At 48.3% G+C, this 20,053-nt stretch carries 16 protein-coding genes and 1 tRNA gene; 12 read left to right on the forward strand and 5 right to left on the reverse strand.

Annotated elements, in window-relative coordinates; translation table 11 throughout:
* Nucleotides 1–84 precede the first annotated feature (84 nt).
* Both serS and AXE77_RS05625 read left to right on the forward strand, forming a co-directional pair.
* The gene (gene serS / locus AXE77_RS05620; protein WP_116712511.1) at nt 85–1,371 is read left to right on the forward strand and encodes a serine--tRNA ligase; all 1,287 of its coding nucleotides are present in this window, start codon (nt 85–87) and stop codon (nt 1,369–1,371) included.
* A 271-nt stretch (nt 1,372–1,642) separates the two neighbouring features.
* A tRNA-Ser gene (locus AXE77_RS05625) sits at nt 1,643–1,727 on the forward strand.
* A 4-nt stretch (nt 1,728–1,731) separates the two neighbouring features.
* On the opposite strand, the gene AXE77_RS06670 is transcribed toward AXE77_RS05625, so the two are convergent.
* The 5 genes from AXE77_RS06670 to AXE77_RS05655 form a co-directional block, all read right to left on the reverse strand.
* Entirely contained in the window at nt 1,732–1,986 is a 255-nt protein-coding gene (locus AXE77_RS06670) for a hypothetical protein (RefSeq protein ID WP_165846093.1), read from the reverse strand.
* Between the two features lie 256 nt (nt 1,987–2,242).
* Nucleotides 2,243–3,484: a hydroxymethylglutaryl-CoA synthase gene (locus tag AXE77_RS05635; RefSeq protein ID WP_116712513.1), complete on the reverse strand. Its 1,242-nt coding sequence runs from the start codon at nt 3,482–3,484 to the stop codon at nt 2,243–2,245.
* Nucleotides 3,485–3,598: 114 nt separating this feature from the next.
* Nucleotides 3,599–4,963, reverse strand: a complete 1,365-nt coding sequence (locus tag AXE77_RS05640) for a hydroxymethylglutaryl-CoA reductase, degradative (protein WP_116712514.1) — start codon at nt 4,961–4,963, stop codon at nt 3,599–3,601.
* A gap of 24 nt (nt 4,964–4,987) precedes the next feature.
* Complete coding sequence (locus tag AXE77_RS05645) at nt 4,988–6,223, reverse strand: thiolase family protein (RefSeq protein ID WP_116712515.1); 1,236 nt, start codon at nt 6,221–6,223, stop codon at nt 4,988–4,990.
* A gap of 737 nt (nt 6,224–6,960) precedes the next feature.
* Entirely contained in the window at nt 6,961–7,542 is a 582-nt protein-coding gene (locus AXE77_RS05655; RefSeq protein ID WP_165846095.1) for a xanthine phosphoribosyltransferase, read from the reverse strand.
* 204 nt (nt 7,543–7,746) lie between these two features.
* Between AXE77_RS05655 and AXE77_RS05660 the strand changes: the two genes are divergently transcribed.
* The 10 genes from AXE77_RS05660 (at nt 7,747) to ruvX (ending at nt 20,040) form a co-directional block, all read left to right on the forward strand.
* Nucleotides 7,747–10,851 (forward strand): ATP-dependent helicase, encoded by a 3,105-nt coding sequence (locus tag AXE77_RS05660; RefSeq protein WP_116712517.1) that lies wholly within the window; start codon nt 7,747–7,749, stop codon nt 10,849–10,851.
* A gap of 415 nt (nt 10,852–11,266) precedes the next feature.
* Nucleotides 11,267–11,716, forward strand: a complete 450-nt coding sequence (locus tag AXE77_RS05665; protein ID WP_116712518.1) for a DUF4418 family protein — start codon at nt 11,267–11,269, stop codon at nt 11,714–11,716.
* 64 nt (nt 11,717–11,780) lie between these two features.
* Nucleotides 11,781–12,992: an ABC transporter permease gene (locus AXE77_RS05670; protein WP_116712519.1), complete on the forward strand. Its 1,212-nt coding sequence runs from the start codon at nt 11,781–11,783 to the stop codon at nt 12,990–12,992.
* 5 nt (nt 12,993–12,997) lie between these two features.
* Nucleotides 12,998–13,786, forward strand: coding sequence for an ABC transporter ATP-binding protein (locus AXE77_RS05675; RefSeq protein WP_116712549.1), 789 nt, complete (start codon nt 12,998–13,000; stop codon nt 13,784–13,786).
* A gap of 257 nt (nt 13,787–14,043) precedes the next feature.
* Nucleotides 14,044–14,670: a 30S ribosomal protein S4 gene (gene rpsD, locus AXE77_RS05680; RefSeq protein ID WP_004105277.1), complete on the forward strand. Its 627-nt coding sequence runs from the start codon at nt 14,044–14,046 to the stop codon at nt 14,668–14,670.
* Nucleotides 14,671–15,036: 366 nt separating this feature from the next.
* Nucleotides 15,037–15,711 (forward strand): histidine phosphatase family protein, encoded by a 675-nt coding sequence (locus tag AXE77_RS05685; protein WP_116712520.1) that lies wholly within the window; start codon nt 15,037–15,039, stop codon nt 15,709–15,711.
* 148 nt (nt 15,712–15,859) lie between these two features.
* Complete coding sequence (locus AXE77_RS05690) at nt 15,860–16,294, forward strand: DUF948 domain-containing protein (RefSeq protein ID WP_116712521.1); 435 nt, start codon at nt 15,860–15,862, stop codon at nt 16,292–16,294.
* Nucleotides 16,294–16,527 carry a hypothetical protein gene (locus tag AXE77_RS05695; protein ID WP_116712522.1) on the forward strand — a complete coding sequence of 78 codons (234 nt, stop codon included), beginning with the start codon at nt 16,294–16,296 and terminating at the stop codon, nt 16,525–16,527. Before AXE77_RS05690 ends, AXE77_RS05695 begins: the two co-directional genes overlap by 1 nt.
* Before the next feature lie 282 nt (nt 16,528–16,809).
* Nucleotides 16,810–19,494: an alanine--tRNA ligase gene (gene alaS, locus AXE77_RS05700; protein WP_116712523.1), complete on the forward strand. Its 2,685-nt coding sequence runs from the start codon at nt 16,810–16,812 to the stop codon at nt 19,492–19,494.
* A gap of 60 nt (nt 19,495–19,554) precedes the next feature.
* Nucleotides 19,555–20,040, forward strand: a complete 486-nt coding sequence (gene ruvX / locus AXE77_RS05705) for a Holliday junction resolvase RuvX (protein WP_116712524.1) — start codon at nt 19,555–19,557, stop codon at nt 20,038–20,040.
* Nucleotides 20,041–20,053 lie beyond the last annotated feature (13 nt).

Below are 20,053 nucleotides of genomic sequence, written 5' to 3' on the forward strand. Positions count from 1 at the left end.
ATACCCTGCGGAGTGCATAAGTTTTGTACTTTGCGAATAGTTGTGCACATAAATCTGTCGCCTTGCGGCACTAGGCTAGGGTTCATGCTTGATATCCAATTTATTCGTGAACATGCCGATGTAGTCAAGGAATCCCAGCGTAAGCGTGGCGAATCCGTTGAACTTGTCGATGAAGTCTTACGTAACGACGATTTGCGTCGTACCGCACTCAAAGCTTTTGAAGCTGCCCGTGCTGAGCAGAAAGCTATTGGTAAGAAAGTTGCAACTGCTCCAGCCGAGGAGAAGGCTGCGCTTATCGCAGAAACTAAGGAACTCGCTTCGAAAGTAGCTGAGTACAAGGCTGAATCCGAAAAAGCTACTGCCGACTACACAACCGCAATGTGGAAGCTTTCCAACATCGTAGAAGATGAAGCTCCAGAAGGCGGCGAAGACGACTACGTTGTAGTTAAGAAAGTTGGGACTCCACGCGATTTTGCGGCCGAAGGTTTTGAGCCAAAGGATCATTTGACGCTTGGCACTGGCGTAGCTGGTATTGATATGCGTCGTGGTGTGAAAGTTGCCGGCTCTCGCTTCTACTTCTTGCGTGGCGCTGTGGCGCGCTTGCAAATCGCAATGCTTACTATGGCTGTAGATCAGGCGGAAGAGCACGGATTTACTCTTGCAATTACGCCAACTTTGGTGCGTCCTGAAGTAATGCGTGGCACGGGCTTTTTGAACTCGCATGCTGACGAGATTTACCGTTTGCGTGAGCCAGACGACCAGTATTTGGTTGGTACTTCCGAAGTTGCTTTGGCGGGTATGCATGAGGATGAGATTCTTGACTTAAGTAACGGTGCTTTGCGTTACTGCGGTTGGTCTAGCTGCTATCGTCGCGAGGCTGGTGCTGCTGGTAAGGATACTTCCGGCATTATTCGCGTGCACCAGTTCGATAAGGTGGAAATGTTCGTGTACTGCAAGCAGGAAGATTCGCGCGCTGAGCATCAGAAGTTGCTCGGCATGGAGCAGGAAATGCTTGCGAAGGTGGAAGTGCCTTACCGCATTATTGATACTGCTGCCGGCGATCTTGGTTCTTCTGCTGCGCGTAAGTTTGACTGCGAGGCTTGGGTGCCAACTCAGGGTCGCTACCGTGAGCTTACTTCTACTTCTAACTGCACTGAGTATCAGGCTCGTCGTTTGAATGTGCGCGAGCGTTTGGACGATGGTGCTACGCGTGCAGTGAGCACATTGAATGGTACGTTGGCTACTACGCGCTGGCTTGTGGCTATTTTGGAGAACCATCAGCATGAGGATGGTTCGATTGATATTCCAAAGGCAATGCAGGCTTATATGGGCGGCAAGGAAGTTATTGAGCCGACTAAGTGGGAAGCGTGAGCTGACGCGGTTTGAGCTGTGGTTTGCTTCGCAGTTTGAACTGCGTTTGAACTGTGGTTGAACTGATTGTTCGTATTTGCGTGCGTAAGTTTTGTGCTTACGCACGTTTTTTATTTGTTGTGTTGGTTGTGTGTTTGTGGTGTGTGTTGGTTGTGTGTTGGTGAGGGCTGCGTTTGTGTGTTGCGTTGGTGGTGTGTGTTGCGTTCTATGCGTGCTGATATGCTTAACCCCTGTGTGCTGAAGGCGATTTAATTGTTTTCGCGCGCAGACTGGATGGGTGTCCGAGCGGTCTAAGGAGACGGTCTTGAAAACCGTTGTAGGGAAACCTACCGCGAGTTCGAATCTCGCCTCATCCGCGAATTAACCAAGCCTAAAGCATATAAAAATTGCTTTAGGCTTTTTTAATTCGCCGAGCTTGCTCAGGTTGGAAGTCCGGGGGACTTCCAACGCAAGCTCGGTCTGCCTGCGTCTCGATTGACGCAGGCAGGGCAGGTTAGTTTGGCTTTGTTTAAGCTCGGTCTGCCTGCGTCTCGATTGAGCATTGCCATTTTGTGGAACATTTGCCGGAGTTTTTTCTCCGGCGTTTGTTGTTGTTTTGGTTGGTTTTTGGAACATTTGCCGGAAAATTCCCGGAGTTTGCGCGACGACCTGCTTTCGCGCTTAAAGCGTAGCGCGCGAAGGCAACTCGGAGCGGAAACTCGCTTAAGTTGGAAGTCCGGGGGACTTCCAACGCGAGTTTCGTAGCGAGCGCGTCGCAATCCGCGCGAGCGTTTTGGCCATTTTTTGGAACATTTGCGGGAGAATCTCCGGCGTTTGTTGTTGTTTTGGCCGTTTTTTGGAACATTTGCCGGGGATTTTACGTCGTTCGCTTTTAGCGCGCGGAGTAGTGGCGCTCTTGTGAGGCGATTGCGTCGAGGAAGAAGTGCGCACCTTCGCGGTGGGATGTGCTACTTACGAAATCTTCCGGAGCGTAAGGTGCGACGCTAGAAAACATCTCCTCGTAATCGGTAACGCTTAAGCGTTCGCGCGAATCGAGCATATCAGCGTGCTCCTTAGCAAACAGCGCGTTCTTAAATCCTGGAACAATAGTTGTACTAAATAACTCGCCAACAGCGCCGGAACCGTAAGAAAATAGCCCAATCCTATCGCCGTCTTTAAGCGGGGGAATGTTACTATTTTCGCAAGCGTTTTCATTCAACTCAAGTAGCGACAACAAACCCAAGTACAACGATCCCGTATAAATATTGCCAACGCGACGACTGTACTTAGTGCTGGTTTCGTAGCGAGAAAGCAAGCGCTCGCGCACGTCATCTGGGGTGTTATCGCAATCCATCGCGGCCTTAAGCGCCTTCAAACCCATTTTCGTATACGGCAAGTGGAAGCACATGGCTGCAAAATCGTTGAAATCGCAGCCGTTTTGAGCACAATATTTTTGCCACACGTCGCAGAAAAACTCTATGTACTGCTCGCTAGAAAACTTACCGCGGGCGAGTGCAGTATCCTGGTATACCGGTCGCCAAAAGTCTTGAATATCAGCGGATTTTACAACGCTATCGTCATTGATCTTAAGAACGCTCGGATTCGCGCTTACCAGCATTGCCACGGCACCAGCGCCTTGCGTAACTTCGCCGGGAGTGTTAAGTCCGTAGCGCGCAATGTCTGCCGCAATCACCAGCACTTGTGGCTGCGAATCGGCATGCGCTCGCACGTAGTCACATGCCATCATGAGTGCCGCGGTGCCGCCGTAGCAGGCTTCCTTCACTTCAGCGCAACGCAGCCATGGCGTGAGTTTTAGCAGACTTTGAACGTATAGCGCGCTGGATTTGCTGGCGTCCACGCCGCTTTCCGTGCCGACGATTAGCATTTTGAGGCGATTGCTGTCGATGTATGGCAGGAGGGGAAGTGCGGCTTCGGCTGCGAGGGTTACGATGTCTTGGTGATTCGGCGGCACTGCCTGCTGGCTTTGGCCGATGCCGATGGTGAATTTGTTGGGGTCTATGCTGCGCGTGTGTGCAAGGTCGGTGAGGTCGAGGTAGCAGTGCGGGGTTGCGAAGTTGATGCGGTCGATGCCGACGGCGAGTGGGGAGGTTTTTGCGTTATTTGTAGTGTTCATTTTTCTCAATTTTTTCTCAATTTTTTCTCAATTTTTTCTTAATTTCTTAATTTCTTATTCTTTAATTTCTTGATTTCTTCTTAATTTCTTATTTTCTTCTTAATTTCTTATTTTTTAATTTTTATCTGATTCGCGCAATTGTTTAAGCAGTTGCGCAACTTTTTCAGTGGTGCGTTCTGCCGTGGTAAGTTGTAGAAGATTGTGCGCGATTTTTACAATTTCGTCGCCTTTGGCGCCGGCTGCGATTGCTAGATTTGACGCGTGTAGTTTCATGTGGCCAGCTTGTATGCCTGAGCTTGCGAGCGCGCGGAGAGCCGCAAGATTTTGTACGAGACCGAGGGCTGCAAGTGTGTTGCGAAAATCGTTCGCGTTTTTGTATTTTCCGATTTTGATTGCGAGTTGCGCCATTGGTAGCGATGAGATTGATCCGCCGACGATGCCGATTTGCAGGGGGATTTCGATATGACCATGGAGTATGGTTTGTTCGTTTAAGACTTCAGTTTTCCACGTTGACAGTGGTAGGTAGCGACCGGAGCGAGCCGCCCACGCATGCGCTGCTGCTTCTAGCGCTCGCGTATCATTTCCTGACGCGAGCGCGGCCCCTGCAATACCGTTTAGGATGCCTTTGTTGTGCGTGGCGGCTCGCGCTGTGTCGCTGGCGGCTAGCGTGCTTAATGCCGCGATGCGGCTGGCGAGGCGCTTGCCCTCGCTTTCGCGTTCGTCTAAATTTTCCAGCCGCGTGGATGCTAGGGCTGCAGCGGGTATGTGTATTTCGGCTGTGGTGGCAACGCGGCTGGTGTTGGTGAGGATGGCTGCAAGCGCCTCGACGCCGAGCCAGCTTTCCAGCTGGGCTTTGACGGCTTCGCCCATAGTGTTTACTGTGTTGGCGCCCATGGCGTCGCATGTGTCTACGTCAATCTCGAGTTTGGCGAAGCCGTTCAAAGCTACAGCGCGGCATTTTCGCGCGCCGCCGCCCCTTTTCATCATTGATGGGTGTGACTCGTTGGCAACGTGCAGCAGCTCTTCAACTTTTCCAGAATCTTCAACAATTTCGCGCAATTGCGCAGCTACGTTCCCGTCTGTGTTTTCAAAAGCAATTTGCGCAGTTGTTACGTATTGTGGTGAGTTTGCTACGATACAGCCTTCAATACTCATTGCGGCGATTCTCGCTCCGTTGCATGCTGCCGCGATTACGGATGGCTCTTCCGTTGCGACGAGTACGTTTCGCGTTTCGCCGTTGATAATCAGCCCGCGTACAACGCCAACCGGCAGCGTATACTTTCCAATCTGATGTTCAATCATATGATTTGCAACGTCTGCTGGTATTGTCGCGTCGGAACTTTCCGTAAGCTGCTTAAGCAAAAAAGTTGCGTCAGACTCGTCTATCGCACCCTCGTTTTGTAAAGTTTTTATGCGATTTTCTACGCTCAACTCACGAAAAGCAGTTTCACGAAAAGCAGTTTCACGAAAAGCAGTCATCGAAATCACCTCATGATTTGTAGACTACGAATGCTTCTGGTCGCTTTGCATTCTGACTTGGTTGTTTTGCATCCTAATCTGCATCGCCACGCCAATTCCGCCACCTACGCACAGCGCGGCAACGCCATTTCGCTGATTACGATCGCGTAGTGCGTATATAAGCGTCGTTAAAATTCTCGCTCCGCTGGCTCCCAGTGGGTGACCGAGTGCGATTGCGCCGCCTCGCACGTTGAGTTTTGCTTCGTCAATATGTAACTGTTCCGAAACGGCGATGCTCTGTGCGGCGAAAGCTTCGTTAATTTCAAATAAATCAATGCTGTCAACGTTACTTCCGGTAGCTTGCAGCATGCGTTCCATCACATGTTTTGGCGCGTATCCCATTAGGTCTGGGTCGATGCCGCCTTCTGCAAATCCTACGATTTTGGCGAGGTACTCGATTCCGTGCGCTTCCGCATAATCTTTGCTCATGAGCACGAGTGCTGCGGCTCCGTCGTTGATTCCGCTTGCGTTGCCTGCGGTTACGGTTGATTGATGTGAGCCGTTGACAGTGTCCGAAGCCGTGAACAGTGTGCGCAATTGTGCTAAACGTTCCATGGACGTATCGGCGCGCGGATGTTCGTCTCGCGTTATTACTGTGCCATCTGCCAACGTAACTGGCGTAATTTCAGCTTCAAACTCGCCTTGTTGCCACGCTTTGACAGCTTTTTGGTGAGATTTAAGCGCAAAAATATCTTGTGCTTCGCGCGTAATATTAAATTTCGCTGCTACGTTTTCTGCGGTAACTCCCATTGCGTCATCGGTAAAAGCGTCGTTTAGACCGTCGCGCTGCAAGCCGTCAATAAGTGTAAAGTTTCCGTAGCGGTGTCCGTTAAATCGCGAGTTGGTTGCGTAAAATGGCACGTTGCTCATGCTTTCGGTGCCGCCTGCTACTACTACTTGCGCGTCGCCCATAACGATTGCGGCTTGTGCTAGTCGCACTGCTTTTAAGCCTGATCCGCACACTTCGTTAATAGTCATTGCGCAACTAGAAGTGTCTAATCCTGCTCGTAATGCGATTTGACGAGCCACGTTTTGACCGCTTCCCGCCTGCAGAACGTTACCAAAAATGGCTTGATCTACGTCATGTGCGTCGATTCCGGCGCGTTCGATTGCAGCTTTGGCTGCGATTGTTCCTAAATCAACTGAGGAAAGCGAAGATAAGCTGCCGCCGAACTTGCCAATAGGCGTGCGTGTAGCGCTTGCAATCACCACTTCAGTCATAAGTTTAGCCACCTAATAAATTGTTTGTTGCAATCATATTGCACCTATACCAACCGGACTACTTTATCGTACTTGAGCGCAAAAACGGTAATTGTGTGAAATTTTTCTCGTTTCTTTCACATTTGCACTTGCTTCAGCGAGTTTGTGGCGGCTTCGAAAGTTACAACAAACGCTGGGAATTTTCCGGCAAATGTTTCATAAAACGTCCAAAACAGCAACAAACGCCGGAAAAATACACGGCAAATGTTCCAAAAAACCACCAAAACAGCAACATTTGCCGGAGAAAAATCTCCCGAAAATGTTCCTGTAGCTTTGCAGTATTGCTTCTGCTAACGGTGATTACTTGTTGATTAGTGGGCTTTAACAGTATTGCTCTGCTGACGTTGAGTATTATTGCCTAGAAGCCACTAGCATTCATGCTGCTGCGCACACTGCACCAGAAACTCCTACCACACCACAAAACACTAGCGGTTTTATCAGTAGTGAGGGGTGGGTGTTGCTTGGTCGAGCAATATAAAAGCGGAGCGATAGTAATAATCTTGTTGATGAATAACTGTTTCCGCAAAAAAGTAAGTAAAAAACTAAACTTAACTACCTGTCCACTAGTCCAAATGAGGTATAAGAGCGTAGCGCTGCGAGACAAGTAACCCCACCCCTCACAGCCACTCCAGAACCACAAAGGCCAAAACTCATAGACGAAACTCAAGAATATCGAAAATAAGCTATACCATTCGCCGCTACTTACGGAACGTAATAGAGCCGTCGCTAGGGTCCATTGAGTCAACGATAGCCAGCGAATCCAAATCATACCCAGCTTCGCGAAGTGCGTCGCCGCCGCCCTGGAATCCTTTTTCAATCGCAATACCAATGCCGGCAACCGTAGCTCCCGCGTGGTGACAAATATCAATCAAACCTTGCAAAGCATTACCATTAGCTAAAAAGTCGTCAATAATTAGCACGCGATCGTCGGCACTCAAATATTTACGCGATACGATTACCGGAAATTCACGTTGCTTTGTGAAAGAAAACACAGTAGAAACGTACTGGTCGCCATCGAGGTTAATAGACTGAGCTTTTTTCGCAAAAACTACCGGAACATTCCCAAAATGACGCGCTACTACGCAAGCAATGCCAATTCCAGAAGCCTCAATCGTAAGAATTTTATTAACGCCCGCTTCGCGAAAATGCTCAGCCCAAGCCGCACCCATGTTATCAAAAAGTGACACATCGCACTGGTGGTTCAAAAAAGCGTCCACTTTCAAGACATTACCAGGCTTTACGATACCGTCTTGGCGGATGCGATCTTCCAATTCTTGCACGATGAATCTTCCTTTGCGTTGTTTAGCAGCCACGCGCCATGTGTAGCATAGTTATGGACGTTCAGTACGCTTAAGCATACCCTAGTCCGTGACACAATATCGTTAAAAAACGACGGCAGTATGTGGTAAACCTGATTAAATGTGCTAAATGCGCTTATAGGCAAAACGGGGGAGTTTTGTGGGGAGTGGTTACGGAGAGTGAAAATGTGCGATTACGGGTATGTGAGTGATTTATTAGGTGATCCTGTGGATAATGCGGCGGGGTCTGCGAGTGCGCAAGCGAACGATAGTGAGGCTTACCAAAATAGTGAGGCTTACCAAAGTAGTGAGGCTTACCAAAATAGCGGGGCTTACCAAAGTAGCGATGCTTACCAAAATAGTGAGGCTTACCAAAATAGCGGGGCTTACCAAAGTGATGAAGACGTGTACGCAAATGCTGCGGATATAAACGATTACTCGAATTATGGATATGACGAATATGCCGACGCGTATGCGCAAGAATACGCGCCTTCAAGCGTTCCTACGGAAGGTTACGCTCCAGCGGAAGGTTACGTTCCAGAAGAAAATTCTAATCCAACTGCCGCTAATTCAGCTGCCGATTATCCAGACGTCACTTATCCAACTGTTTCCAGTCCACGAATCGTCGTCGACGCAAGCACTCTTATAGAGGGCCTCAATCCGCAACAATCTAAAGCGGTGCAGTACGATGGCCCGGCGTTACTTATCGGCGCAGGTGCAGGCAGCGGCAAAACGCGAGTACTCACGCGCAGAATCGCTTGGATTTTAAGCCAAAAAGGTGCGTGGCCAAGCCAAATTCTCGCCATCACTTTTACTAACAAAGCCGCCGCAGAAATGCGTGAACGCCTTGCTAAGCTCATCGGCAGCGAAGCGAGTAGTATGTGGGTTTCGACTTTCCATTCTGCGTGCGTGAAAATACTTCGCAGGTCCGGCCAAAGCATTGGCTTAACCTCAGGATTTTCTATATACGACACCGCTGATTGCGAACGTTTGATAAAAATTATTGCAACCGAGTTGAACGTAGATATTAAACGTTTTACGCCGCGCAGTATTTTGGGGAAGATTTCGGATTGCAAGAACAGTTTGATTAGTTGGCGTGAGCAGTTGGATATGTATGCCAATGATTACAAGCCGGGAGTTTTGGGGCAACAGATTGCGCACGCAGGCAACGCTGATGCCGTGTATGCCACGATTTACGCGGAATATCAGCATCGTTTAGCACAAGCGAACGCCGTTGACTTTGATGATTTAATTATGCGGACCGTGCAGCTTATGCGCGAAGCTCCGGAAGTTGCTAAATATTATCGCCACAAGTTCCGTTATATTCTGGTTGACGAGTATCAGGATACGAACCACGCGCAATACGAGCTTATTCGTGAGCTTGCTGGCGTTGACGTAAAGCAGAATAGTGCAAACGTTACGCAAAGTAGTACAAACGTTGCGCAACAACAGCGCACTGATTCACCTGCTTCAATCACCGTTGTTGGCGACTCCGACCAGTCAATTTACGCTTTCCGCGGCGCAGACATTCGCAATATTCAAGACTTTGAGAAGGATTTTCCAAACGCTACGACTATTATGCTGGAGCAAAATTATCGCTCTACTCAAACAATTTTGGACGCTGCAAACGCCGTTATTTCGCATAACCAAGGCCGCAAACCTAAAAAATTGTGGACGGCATTAGGTCAGGGCGCTCCAATTACCGGTTACGCTGCAGATAGTGCTCAGCAGGAAGCAGCTTGGGTTGCGCAGGAAATAGCGCGATTGGCTGGTGAGGAAGGTGTTGCGTATTCGGATATGGCAATTATGTACCGCGCTAATGCTCAGTCGCGTTCGCTGGAAGATGCTCTTATGAAAGCAGGTCTTCCGTACCAACTGGTTGGCGGCACAAAGTTTTACGAACGTCGCGAAGTAAAAGATGCGCTCGCATACTTGCAGTCTATGGCAAATCCGGACGACGACGTGAATATGCGCCGAATTTTGAACGTGCCAAAGCGAGGTCTTGGCGCTCGAGCAGAAGCCTTGCTAACTCTTTACGCGCAAACGCAAGGAGTGAGCTTCTGGCAAGCTTTGGAACATTTGGAGTCAATCGATGGCATGCCAACTCGCACAGCATCCAAGCTTAAAGAATTCCGCGAGCTTATGCACAATTTGATGACGTGCATGCAAGACAATGATTCAAAACCTTCGAAAGTTATTGACAGCATTTTGAAGGACAGCGGTTTGCTGGAAGATTTGCAGCGTTCGGAAGATCCGCAGGATGCTTCGCGCGTGGATAATTTGTCGCAGTTGCAGTCGGTTGCGGCAGAGTATGAGCAGAATACTCCGGATGCTAGCGTGGCTGGTTTCCTTGAAACGACGGCGCTTGTGGCGGATTCGGATCAATTGCCGGACGAAAGTGAGGACACTGGCAAGGTTACGTTGATGACGCTTCACACGGCTAAAGGCTTGGAATATCCGGTTGTGTTCCTAACTGGCATGGAGCAGGGCACTTTTCCGCATGCGCGTGCGTTGGAAGATGATGGCGAGCTTTGTGAGGAGCGCCGACTTGCTTACGTTGGTATTACGCGTGCAAAACAGCGTTTGTATGTAACGCGTGCTGCTGTGCGTGCGCAGTGGGGGCAGGCTCAAGATATGCTTCCAAGTCAGTTTTTGGATGAAATTCCAGATAATTTAATTGATTGGAAGCGTAGGGAAGCTGACGTTGAGCGTTTAGGTGTTTCTGGCATGCGTCGAGGCGATTCCGATTTTGGCGGCGATTCCGATTTTGGTGGCGATTTTGGCGGCTGGGATGACGACTATAGTGACGCTTTTAGTGACAAAACAACGTTTGGAGGAAGTGCTTACGGTTCCGGCAAATCCTACGGAAAAAGCAAGTCCTACGGTTCTAAGTCGCATAGTTCTTCTTACGGAAGTTCTTACGGATCTTCTTACGGCAGTTCCTACGGTTCTTCGCGTGGTAGTTCCTACGGTTCTCGTTCGAAATGGTCTAAGTCAAGCGCTGTAACAACACGCAAAACCACTGCGCGATCTGCCACAAAACCACTGGCAAAATCAGGTTCCATGTCCGCAATTGCCTCATCTTCCGCATCTTCCAAAGCGGTGGATAAAGACAACAATCTCAATATTCAAGACTTCCAAATCGGCGACAAAATTACGCACGATACTTACGGTTTGGGCACTATTGTTGCCACGCAAGACAAAGGTCGCAACTCTATTATTACCGTTGATTTTGGTTCTGACGGTGTAAAACGACTTATGCTGCGTGTAGCTCCTATAGAGAAACTATGAAATTTTGTTTTACGTAGCTTACTTTACGTAACTCACTTTTTTGTAGCTTACTTTACGTAGCTTGTTTTACGTAGCTTTAGCAACAGCGACTATTGGTAATAATGTCATAATTAGCGCTGTAATTATATACACGAAAACAAAATATTCAAGACTTGTTTTCTCTTAAACTATACGAAAAAATGTAAAAGTAAACGAAAATATAACTTCAAAACATTAATAGTTGAGGGGAACTATTGCGGGCGCTTGGGTGCGGGTGCTTGATTGTGAATATTGGAAAGTTATCGATTTTCGTACACGCAAAATAAAGATGTAACGAAGGCGTGGTGCTCGCAAACGTGAGTGCCGTAAGGCGTGTGACATTAAAGACAATGTGACACTGAAAGATTAATAACATACATGTAATGAGGTTATTATTATGAAGAATAAATTATTCGCATCAATTCCAGCTATTATTTTCGGCGCGTTGATTGCTATTGCGCCATTAACGTTTGCGAAACCATGCGCAACCGGAGGAATGGGCAAAGGCGGAAGTATGCACAAAATGCCTATGATGATGCAGCCTATGGCCTGCTACTATACGGGCCGTGCAGCTATTGGAATTGGCGTAGTTATTGCAGTTCTTGGCATTATTGCGCTGTTCGTTAAAGAACAGATTCGCGCCGGCTTGAACATTGCTGTAATTGTGAACGCTTTGCTTATGCTTTCTGTCACAACATTCCTTATTGGCGTATGCAAAAGTCCTATGATGCACTGCGCGTCGGTTATGCGTCCAACGTTGATTGTGTTTTCCGCGCTGGCATTGGTGTTCGCAGCTGTTTCCGTGTATCTCGACACCAAGTCTTCTTGCGAGTGTGCAGCTAAGTAATAACGAAGCTAAGTAATAACGCAATTAATTAAACAAATATAGAAAATTTTAGTAAGTATTTACTATGCGCACTATTACATTGAAGCGATTGCCGCTGGAGAATATTAAACGCAAACCTTTACGCACTTGCGCACTTATAGTGGTAGCTGCATGCTTGTCTGCAATATTTTTTGGCGGCTCGCTTCTTTCCATGAATCTTGCGCAAGGTTTAAACAGTATGCGCGCCCGAATGGGAGCCGACATTATGGTTATCCCAAACGGCACGCATACTAAAGCCGAGGCGCTTCTAACAAACGGTGGATCAAGTACTTTCTATTTCACCAACGATATTGAGAATTTAGTGAGACGTTCGCCGGGCGTTCAAAAAGCTAGCGCTCAAACCTATATTTCCTCACTTTCTGCAGGATGCTGCGCTGAAAAGCTGCAAATAATCGGTTTTGACCCGGATTCAGACTTTGTTATTGGTCCTTGGATTTATTCGCAGCACAAAAAAACTCTACAAAAAGGCGAGATGATTGCTGGAGCAAACGTACTCGTTTCCTACATGCATACGGTTCGTCTTTTTGGACATCAGTGGCCCGTAGTTGCGCAGCTTGCAAAAACCGGTACAAGCATTGACAATTCAGTATTCGTGCGTCGCGAAAGCGTGCCGCAAGTAGTCGAGTACTCTACAAAAGTGCACCACACCGCCATTCCTAAAGAGTACGCAAAAAAAGCAATTTCTGCGGTTTTAGTAAAAGTGAGCAAAGGTTACAGTGCTAAACAAGTTGCGGAAAATATTCGCAAAACAACCGGGATACCTAGCATAGGTATTGTATTCCCAGGTGGCGTTACGGCTACAACTCAAGCTAATCTTGGCGTATTTACGCGCACGCTAACTTTTGTAATTGCGGTGTTCTGGATCGTGGGGCTGCTGGTTTTGATTGCGGTTTTTGCAACCTCAGTAAACGAACGCAAAAAAGAGTTCGCATCTTTGCGCATATTAGGCGCAACTAGAAAAGTGCTGTTAGGAATAGTCGTTCGAGAATCCGCAACGCTCGGTTTTGTAGGCGGGGTGATTGGAGTTGCTTCGGCAAGTCTCATACTTTTCCCTTATAGTTCGCTTATTGCGCAACAATTGCAGCTTCCGTATTTGGAAGTGACGGCACTGCCTGTAATAGCGCTAATGCTGGCAAGCGTGCTGCTTGCGCTTGTTGCAGTTATTGTAGCTTCCGCGCTCACAACATTGCGCATTGCAACTACAGAAACGTATTTAACTTTACGAGCTGGGGAATGAATAGCATGTGCGAAAAATCGGTATCAAATAGCGCAAAGTCGCATTTTGAAGTGCTTAAATTACGCAATGTAACTCGAGAATTTGTGCGCAGAAAGCACAGATTTGCCGCAGTCAACAACGTAACTTTCTCACTAAACAGTGGCGATTTCGTTGCGATTGTAGGAAAATCCGGAAACGGAAAATCTACTTTACTAAATCTGATTGCCGGATTACTTAAGCCAACTCACGGAAGCGTAACGGTTTTAGACAATGAGATTTCCGCGCCTGAATTTAGTGATGTGGAAATTTCGAAGTTGCGCGCGAAAAATATAGGTTTTGTAACGCAATCGCAAACCTTATTGCCAAATATTACCGTTTACGACAACATCCTTTTGCCGGTTGAGATTGCGAAAAGCGACGAAATATCGCAAAAAAGTGGCGAGCGTAAAGGTGAGAATGCTGGCGGTGAGAATGCCGAAGGTGAGAATGCTGGCGGCAAAGATTACTATTCGGATCGCGCGCTTAATTTTTGTAAACGCCTGAATATTGAAGATTTACTGTGGTGCTACCCAAAGGAGCTTTCCGGAGGCGAAATGCGACGCGTAATGATTGTGCGCGCACTGATCAATAATCCGCAGTTGCTTATTCTCGACGAGCCTACGGGAGATTTGGATTCCGAGCATACACACATAGTGTTAGAAATGTTGCGCGAGGCTGCAAATAGCGGTGCGGCTGTGCTTATGGTAACGCACGATTCTGAGGCTGCAAGTTGCGCGGACTGCACCTACACGATGGACTTCGGATCTCTCCGCTAATTTATTCTTACTGGTGTGTAGAATCAGAAACGATGCCTATTTTGTGTAGGTATCATCTGGAGCCTTAGCCCATCAGTGGGTCGGCGCGCGGGAATTATGGCGTTATTTCAACGTTTTACTACTTGCGCGTTCGTGTGTTAGCACGAAGAAGCACTGGAGAGGCCGGCTCAGCGTGAGTAATTTTTAGGCGATTTTACGATCGAATAAAAACTTGGCTCGCGTTCCGTTCAGATAACGACAGAATTAAAGGATTAGTTATGACTAACATTCAGCGTTCTCGCCGTCAGGTGCGTCTTTCTCGCGCCCTCGGCATCGCTTTGACCCCAAAGGCTCAGCGTATCTTCGAGAAGCGCCCATATGCTCCAGGTGAGCACGGCCGCACTCGTCGTCGCACCGAGTCCGATTACGCAGTACGTCTTCGCGAGAAGCAGCGTCTTCGCGCTCAGTACGGCATCTCCGAGAAGCAGCTTCGTGCTGCTTATGAGAAGGGTACGCACACTGCAGGCCAGACCGGTGACGCAATGCTCACCGATTTGGAAACTCGTCTTGATGCTTTGGTTTTGCGCGCAGGCTTTGCTCGCACCACCGCCCAGGCTCGTCAGTTTGTTGTACATCGTCATATTTTGGTTGATGGCAATCTTGTTGATCGCCCATCTTACCGTGTCAAGCCAGGCCAGACCATTCAGGTTCGTGCCAAGAGCCAGACCATGGTTCCATTCCAGATGGCTGCAGAAGGCGTTCATCGCGACGTTTTGCCAGCAGTTCCTGGTTATCTCGATGTGAATCTTGCCTCTTTGAAGGCTACTTTGACTCGTAAGCCGGAAGTCGATCAGATTCCAGTTGAAGTCAACATTCAGTACGTCGTCGAATACTACGCTCGTTAATTCGCCGATTTAATTCTTAAGGACATACCGCTTGACCCCTGTTGCGCATTTGCGTGGCAGGGGTCAATGCGTTTTATGGAACATTTGCCGGAGTTTTTTCTCCGGGGTTTGTAGCTGTTTTGGCCAATTTGTGGAACATTTGCGGGATAATCTCCGGTGTTTGTTGCTGAATTTGCGTAATTATGGAACATTTGCGGGATAATCTCCGGTGTTTGTTGCTGTTTTGGCCGTTTTTTGGAACATTTGCCGGGGATAGTTCCGACGGTTTCTTTACAAGGCTGTAAAGGAATTGTCGGTTTGGCACTGATATGAAACATTTGCCGGAAACCTGCACGGCTATGTACCGCGTAGTGCAATAATGGAATTATGTTGCTGCATCTTTATTTAGTGCGTCATGGACAGACGCTATTTAATCGCTACAATCGCTTGCAAGGCTGGTCAAATTCGCCGCTTACGGAAAAAGGTTTGAGGGATGCCGACAGAGCTGCAAAAAAGCTAGAAAATATTACTTTTGCTGCAGCTTACTGTTCGGACACTACGCGTGCGCAAATCACGGCTCAGCGTATTCTTGACGCAAACGAGGCCGCTGGTAACGTGCGTCCGAATTTAGTTAGTGATATGCATTTTCGCGAGCAATGCTACGGCTATTTTGAAGGCCAAGATATGCAAATGGCTTGGTGGGCTGCGGGAGCGCCGCACGGAGCGAATACTTATAACGAAATTGTGGAAAAGTTTGGGTTGGCAGCAACTCGCGACATGCTTAAAGAAGCGGATCCTTTCCACGATGCCGAGTCGGATATTGAATATTGGACTCGCGTAGAAGGCGGTTTTGCGTTGATTGCTGCTAATTCTTCACTTAACGACGGAGATAATGTGTTGCAAATTTCGCACGGAAATACGCTTTTGAGTATTATGCACCGTTTTGCGCCTGCCGGCTACGATTTAAGCGAGCGCCCAGCGAACGGAAGCGTAACTAGACTCGATTTTGACACTGCTCAGCCTATTGATCAGGCTATTACTATTCAAGGCTACAATGAGTAGATTTTGCTTTTACTTGCTTAAGTTATATGCGTCTTTACCGTTCGTTAGTCTTAAGTCATTGCAAAGGGTTGAGCATGTAGTCTGATTTGCTGTGTTAGCTTTTGACGCGGTGAGATCTTAAGCAAATGTGGTATAGAAAGAGGTTACGATGAGCGTTGGAGACATAGCCGCTCTTATTGCTGCAATCTCGTTTGCAGTTCTTTCGGGCTTTTTGATTTATCCGTTATTCCGGTTGGGTAGGTTGTTTGATCAGATTGCGGAAACGGTTAGAAAGTCAGGAGAGCATGCGTTGCCTGCAATCGACGAGTCGGTGACGACTATTAAGCAGGTGAATAAGACGTTAGAAGACGTGAATGCGGTTTCTGATGCCACACGCACAACGGTTACGAATATTGGTGCTCTTACCGATTTGTATGGTGCTTTCCTCGGTAAGCCGATTGTTAAGATTGCTGCCGCAGGCTACGCTCTTAAAGATACGCTTGCTTCTTTCTTCAACAAGCCAACAGTACCAACAGACGCGTCTAGCGTTGGCCGTCATGCTGCAAAAGAATCTTACGATAATTCTGCGAGCAAGGAGGCGTGATGTTTAAGCGTTTATTCTGGATGTGCGTTGGCATTGTTGTTGGTGTACTTGCGGTGACGAAGGCTCGTGCCTACGTGAAAGCGAAAGTTCCGTCTTCTGCGCGTAAGTTTTTGTTCGATCAAGATCCTGAAAATATTACCGTGCGCACTGTAATCGGCTTGTTGAAGGATTTTAATACGAGTCGTAAGACGCACGAGAAAGAACTTAATGCTCGTTACGCGCGTCGGCAATGAGAAGCACCCATATACTAATTTCGTATACTAACATCGCGCTACGTAAGTCGTACTTCTTTACGCAGCGCGTTGAAATTTTACTTAAGTAACATTGCCAATTTTACTTATTCGCCGCTTAATTTTTAGTTAAGTTAAGTGGTGAAGTACTATATTGAATGTTTGCATGATTGCGTCGCGCATCATGCGGCACGATATTGCGCAACTGTTGCCGCACGCTTGTTATGGCTGTTGGCAGCCGTTCAACGTGAGTCTTGCTAACAATTACACAAGGAGTTCGTACGTATGCGCACAGCAGAAATTGCAAAGCGTTATCTTGACTATTTTGCTAAGAATGGTCATATGGTCGTTCCTTCGGCTTCTCTTATTTCGCCGAACCCGACGACATTGTTTACTATCGCCGGCATGGTGCCGTTTATTCCTTACTTGCTTGGTGAGCAGACGCCTCCTTCGCGTCGTATGGCATCGAATCAGAAGTGCGTGCGTACGCTCGATATCGACGAAGTTGGTAAAACCACTCGTCACGGTACCTTCTTCCAAATGGTTGGTAACTTTAGTTTTGGTGACTATTTTAAGGAAGAAGCAATTCATTACGCTTGGGAGCTTTTAACCACTCCGCAAGACAAGGGCGGCTACGGTTTTGACCCTGAAAAGCTTTGGGTTACTACTTACACTGACGACGATGAGGCTCGTGCGATTTGGAAGAACGAAGGCTTCGACCCAGAGCACATGCAAGTGTTCGGTATGGAAGATAACTTCTGGACTACCGGCGGCCCTGGTCCTGGCGGCCCATGCTCCGAAATTTACGTGGATCGCGGTCCGGAATATGGTCGCGACGGTGGTCCTGCTGCGGACGAATCCCGCTTTATTGAGATTTGGGATTTGGTTTTTGAAAACTACCAGGTAGATAACGTCAAATCTAAGACTGATTTGCATATTGCTGGCGAACTCGATCAGAAGAATATTGATACCGGCGCTGGTTTGGAGCGTTTGGCTTACCTTATGCAGGGTAAGGAAAATATTTATGAAACTGACGAAGTTTACCCTGTTATTGAAGCTGCAGAAAAGCTCAGTGGCGTAAAGTATGGCGATAATAACGATGCTGACGTGCGTTTCCGCGTTGTTGCTGACCACGTGCGTTCTGCTTTGATGATTATGAGCGATGGCGTGCGCCCAAGTAATGTTGGCCGTGGCTATGTGCTCCGTCGTTTGCTTCGTAGAACTGTTCGCGCAATGCGTATGCTCGGTGTGCAGGATCCGGTTTTGCCAACCTTGTTCCCAGTATCTAAGGCTGCTATGGAACCAAGCTATCCGGAGCTTAACGATACTTTCCATGAGGTGAGTGAAGCTGCTTACGGTGAGGAAGACGCTTTCCGCAGGACTCTTGAAAAGGGTACGACTATTCTCGACTTGGCTGTTGAAAAAGCTAAGAAAGAGCACACGGACGACCCTATGGTTGGTGGCGCAGACGCGTTTACTTTGCACGATACTTACGGCTTCCCAATCGAGTTGACTCTTGAGATGGCAGCCGAGCAGGGCGTTAAGGTCGATGAAGCTAAGTTCCGCGAGCTTATGAGCGAGCAGAAGGGCCGCGCTCGCGCTGACGCTTTGAAGAAGCGTCACAACGTGGACGTGAGCGTTTACGACGATATTAAGAAGGCTCTTGAAAAGCCAATCGACTTCCTTGGCTACACTGACTTCTCCAGCCGTTCCAACGTTTTGGCAATTGTTGAAGCAGGTAAGGGTTCTGTTAAAAGCGTTACCGCTCCTGCAAACGTTGAGGTTATTCTCGATCGCACGCCATTCTACGCTGAGCGCGGTGGTCAGATTGCTGACCAGGGTGAGATTATTTCTGACGACGGCGCAATTTTGGAAGTTGACGACGTGCAGCGTCCAATTAAGGATTTGATTGTGCACAGCTGCCGACTTACTGAAGGTACACTTAGCGTTGGTGCTCCTGTGAACACGAATATTGATCAGGTTCGCCGTGCTGCTTTGGCACGTTCTCACACCGCCACCCACACGCTTCACAAGGCTTTGCGCGAAGAGCTTGGTCCTCAGGCAACTCAGCGCGGTTCTGTGGTTGATCCAGACCGTTTGCGCTTCGACTTCCAGTGGCCAAAGGCTGTTGATAAGGATGCACTTTCTCGCGTGGAAGCTCGCGTAAACGAGCGTATTCGCGACGACTTGCAGGTAGTTCCTAAGGAAATGCCAATCGACGACGCTTTTAAGCTTGGAGCAATGCACTTGTTCGGCGAAAAGTACGGCGACGTTGTGCGCGTGGTTGAAATCGGCGACGGCTGGAGCCGCGAGCTTTGCGGTGGCACTCACGCTAAGAGCACCGGAAAGATTGGTATGGTCACCATTCTTTCGGAGTCTTCTATTGGCTCTGGTGTGCGCCGTATTGACGCACTGTGCGGCGAGGCAGCGTACGAGTATGGCGCTCGCGAACACACGTTGGTTGCTCAGCTTGCAGACATGGTTAACGCTCGCCCAGACGAGTTGGCTGAACGTTTGGAATCTTTGCTTAACAAGATGAAGGATTCTGACCGTAAGCTCGCTGCAGTCTATGAGTCTCAGCTTGCTAATTCCGTGCCAGCTTTGATTGAGGCTGCTAAGTCTGCTGCCGGAAGCATTAAGTTGGCTATTAAGAACGTTGGTAACTTCGGTTCGTTCGAAACGCTCCGTAAGACAGTGCTCGACGTGCGTGCTCGCTTAGGTGAGGATGCTCCTGCAGTAGTAGTGTTGTGCGGCGTAAACGAGGATGATAAGCCGATGGTTGCTGTGGCCACAAACGAGGCTGCGCGCGGACTTGGAGCTAAGGCTGGCGACTTGGTTCGCACTGCTTCTAAGGTTCTCGGCGGCGGTGGCGGCGGCAAGCCGGACTTCGCTCAGGGCGGCGGCACAGACGCTTCTACGATTGATGAAGCTCTCGAAGCTGTGAAAGCGCAAGTGGCTGAGCTCGCCTAGTGCGTAGCTATCCGCTTAAAACAAAACGATATAATCTTTACCAAAAGCAGCACGAAATTCATGGTGTGGTTAGGTATTGATTTAGGTGATGCCAGGGTCGGACTTGCACTTTCCGACCCTGAGCTTACTTTTGCGCATCCGGTTGGGAATGTGCAAGTTTTTGGTGATTCTTTTAGAGCTATTGACGACGTGATGGATCTTATTGAAAAAGAGAAGGTTCGTCGCGTTGTAATTGGCTTGCCGTTGCAACTCGACGGATCTGAAGGGAAATCTGCAAAAAAAGCGCGTCGTTGGGGCAAAAATTTAGCTAAACGCATTGAGTCAGCAAAAAATGAAGGTGACTGGCTGCTTTCTTACGTGCCTGATATTGTTTGGAAGGATGAGCGTTTGACTACGGTAAGTGCTCACCGTCAGTTGTTGCAGGCTGATTTTTCTTCCAAACAGCATCGTCCAATGGTAGATCAGCAGTCGGCGGTGCTTATTTTGCAGTCTGCGCTTGATGCGAACCATTGCGAAGCACATTGTTGCAGCGCGAATTGTGCGTAAAAGCATGCGCAGT

The organism is Gardnerella massiliensis, from assembly GCF_003408845.1.
Classification (GTDB): Bacteria; Actinomycetota; Actinomycetes; order Actinomycetales; family Bifidobacteriaceae; genus Bifidobacterium; species Bifidobacterium vaginale_H.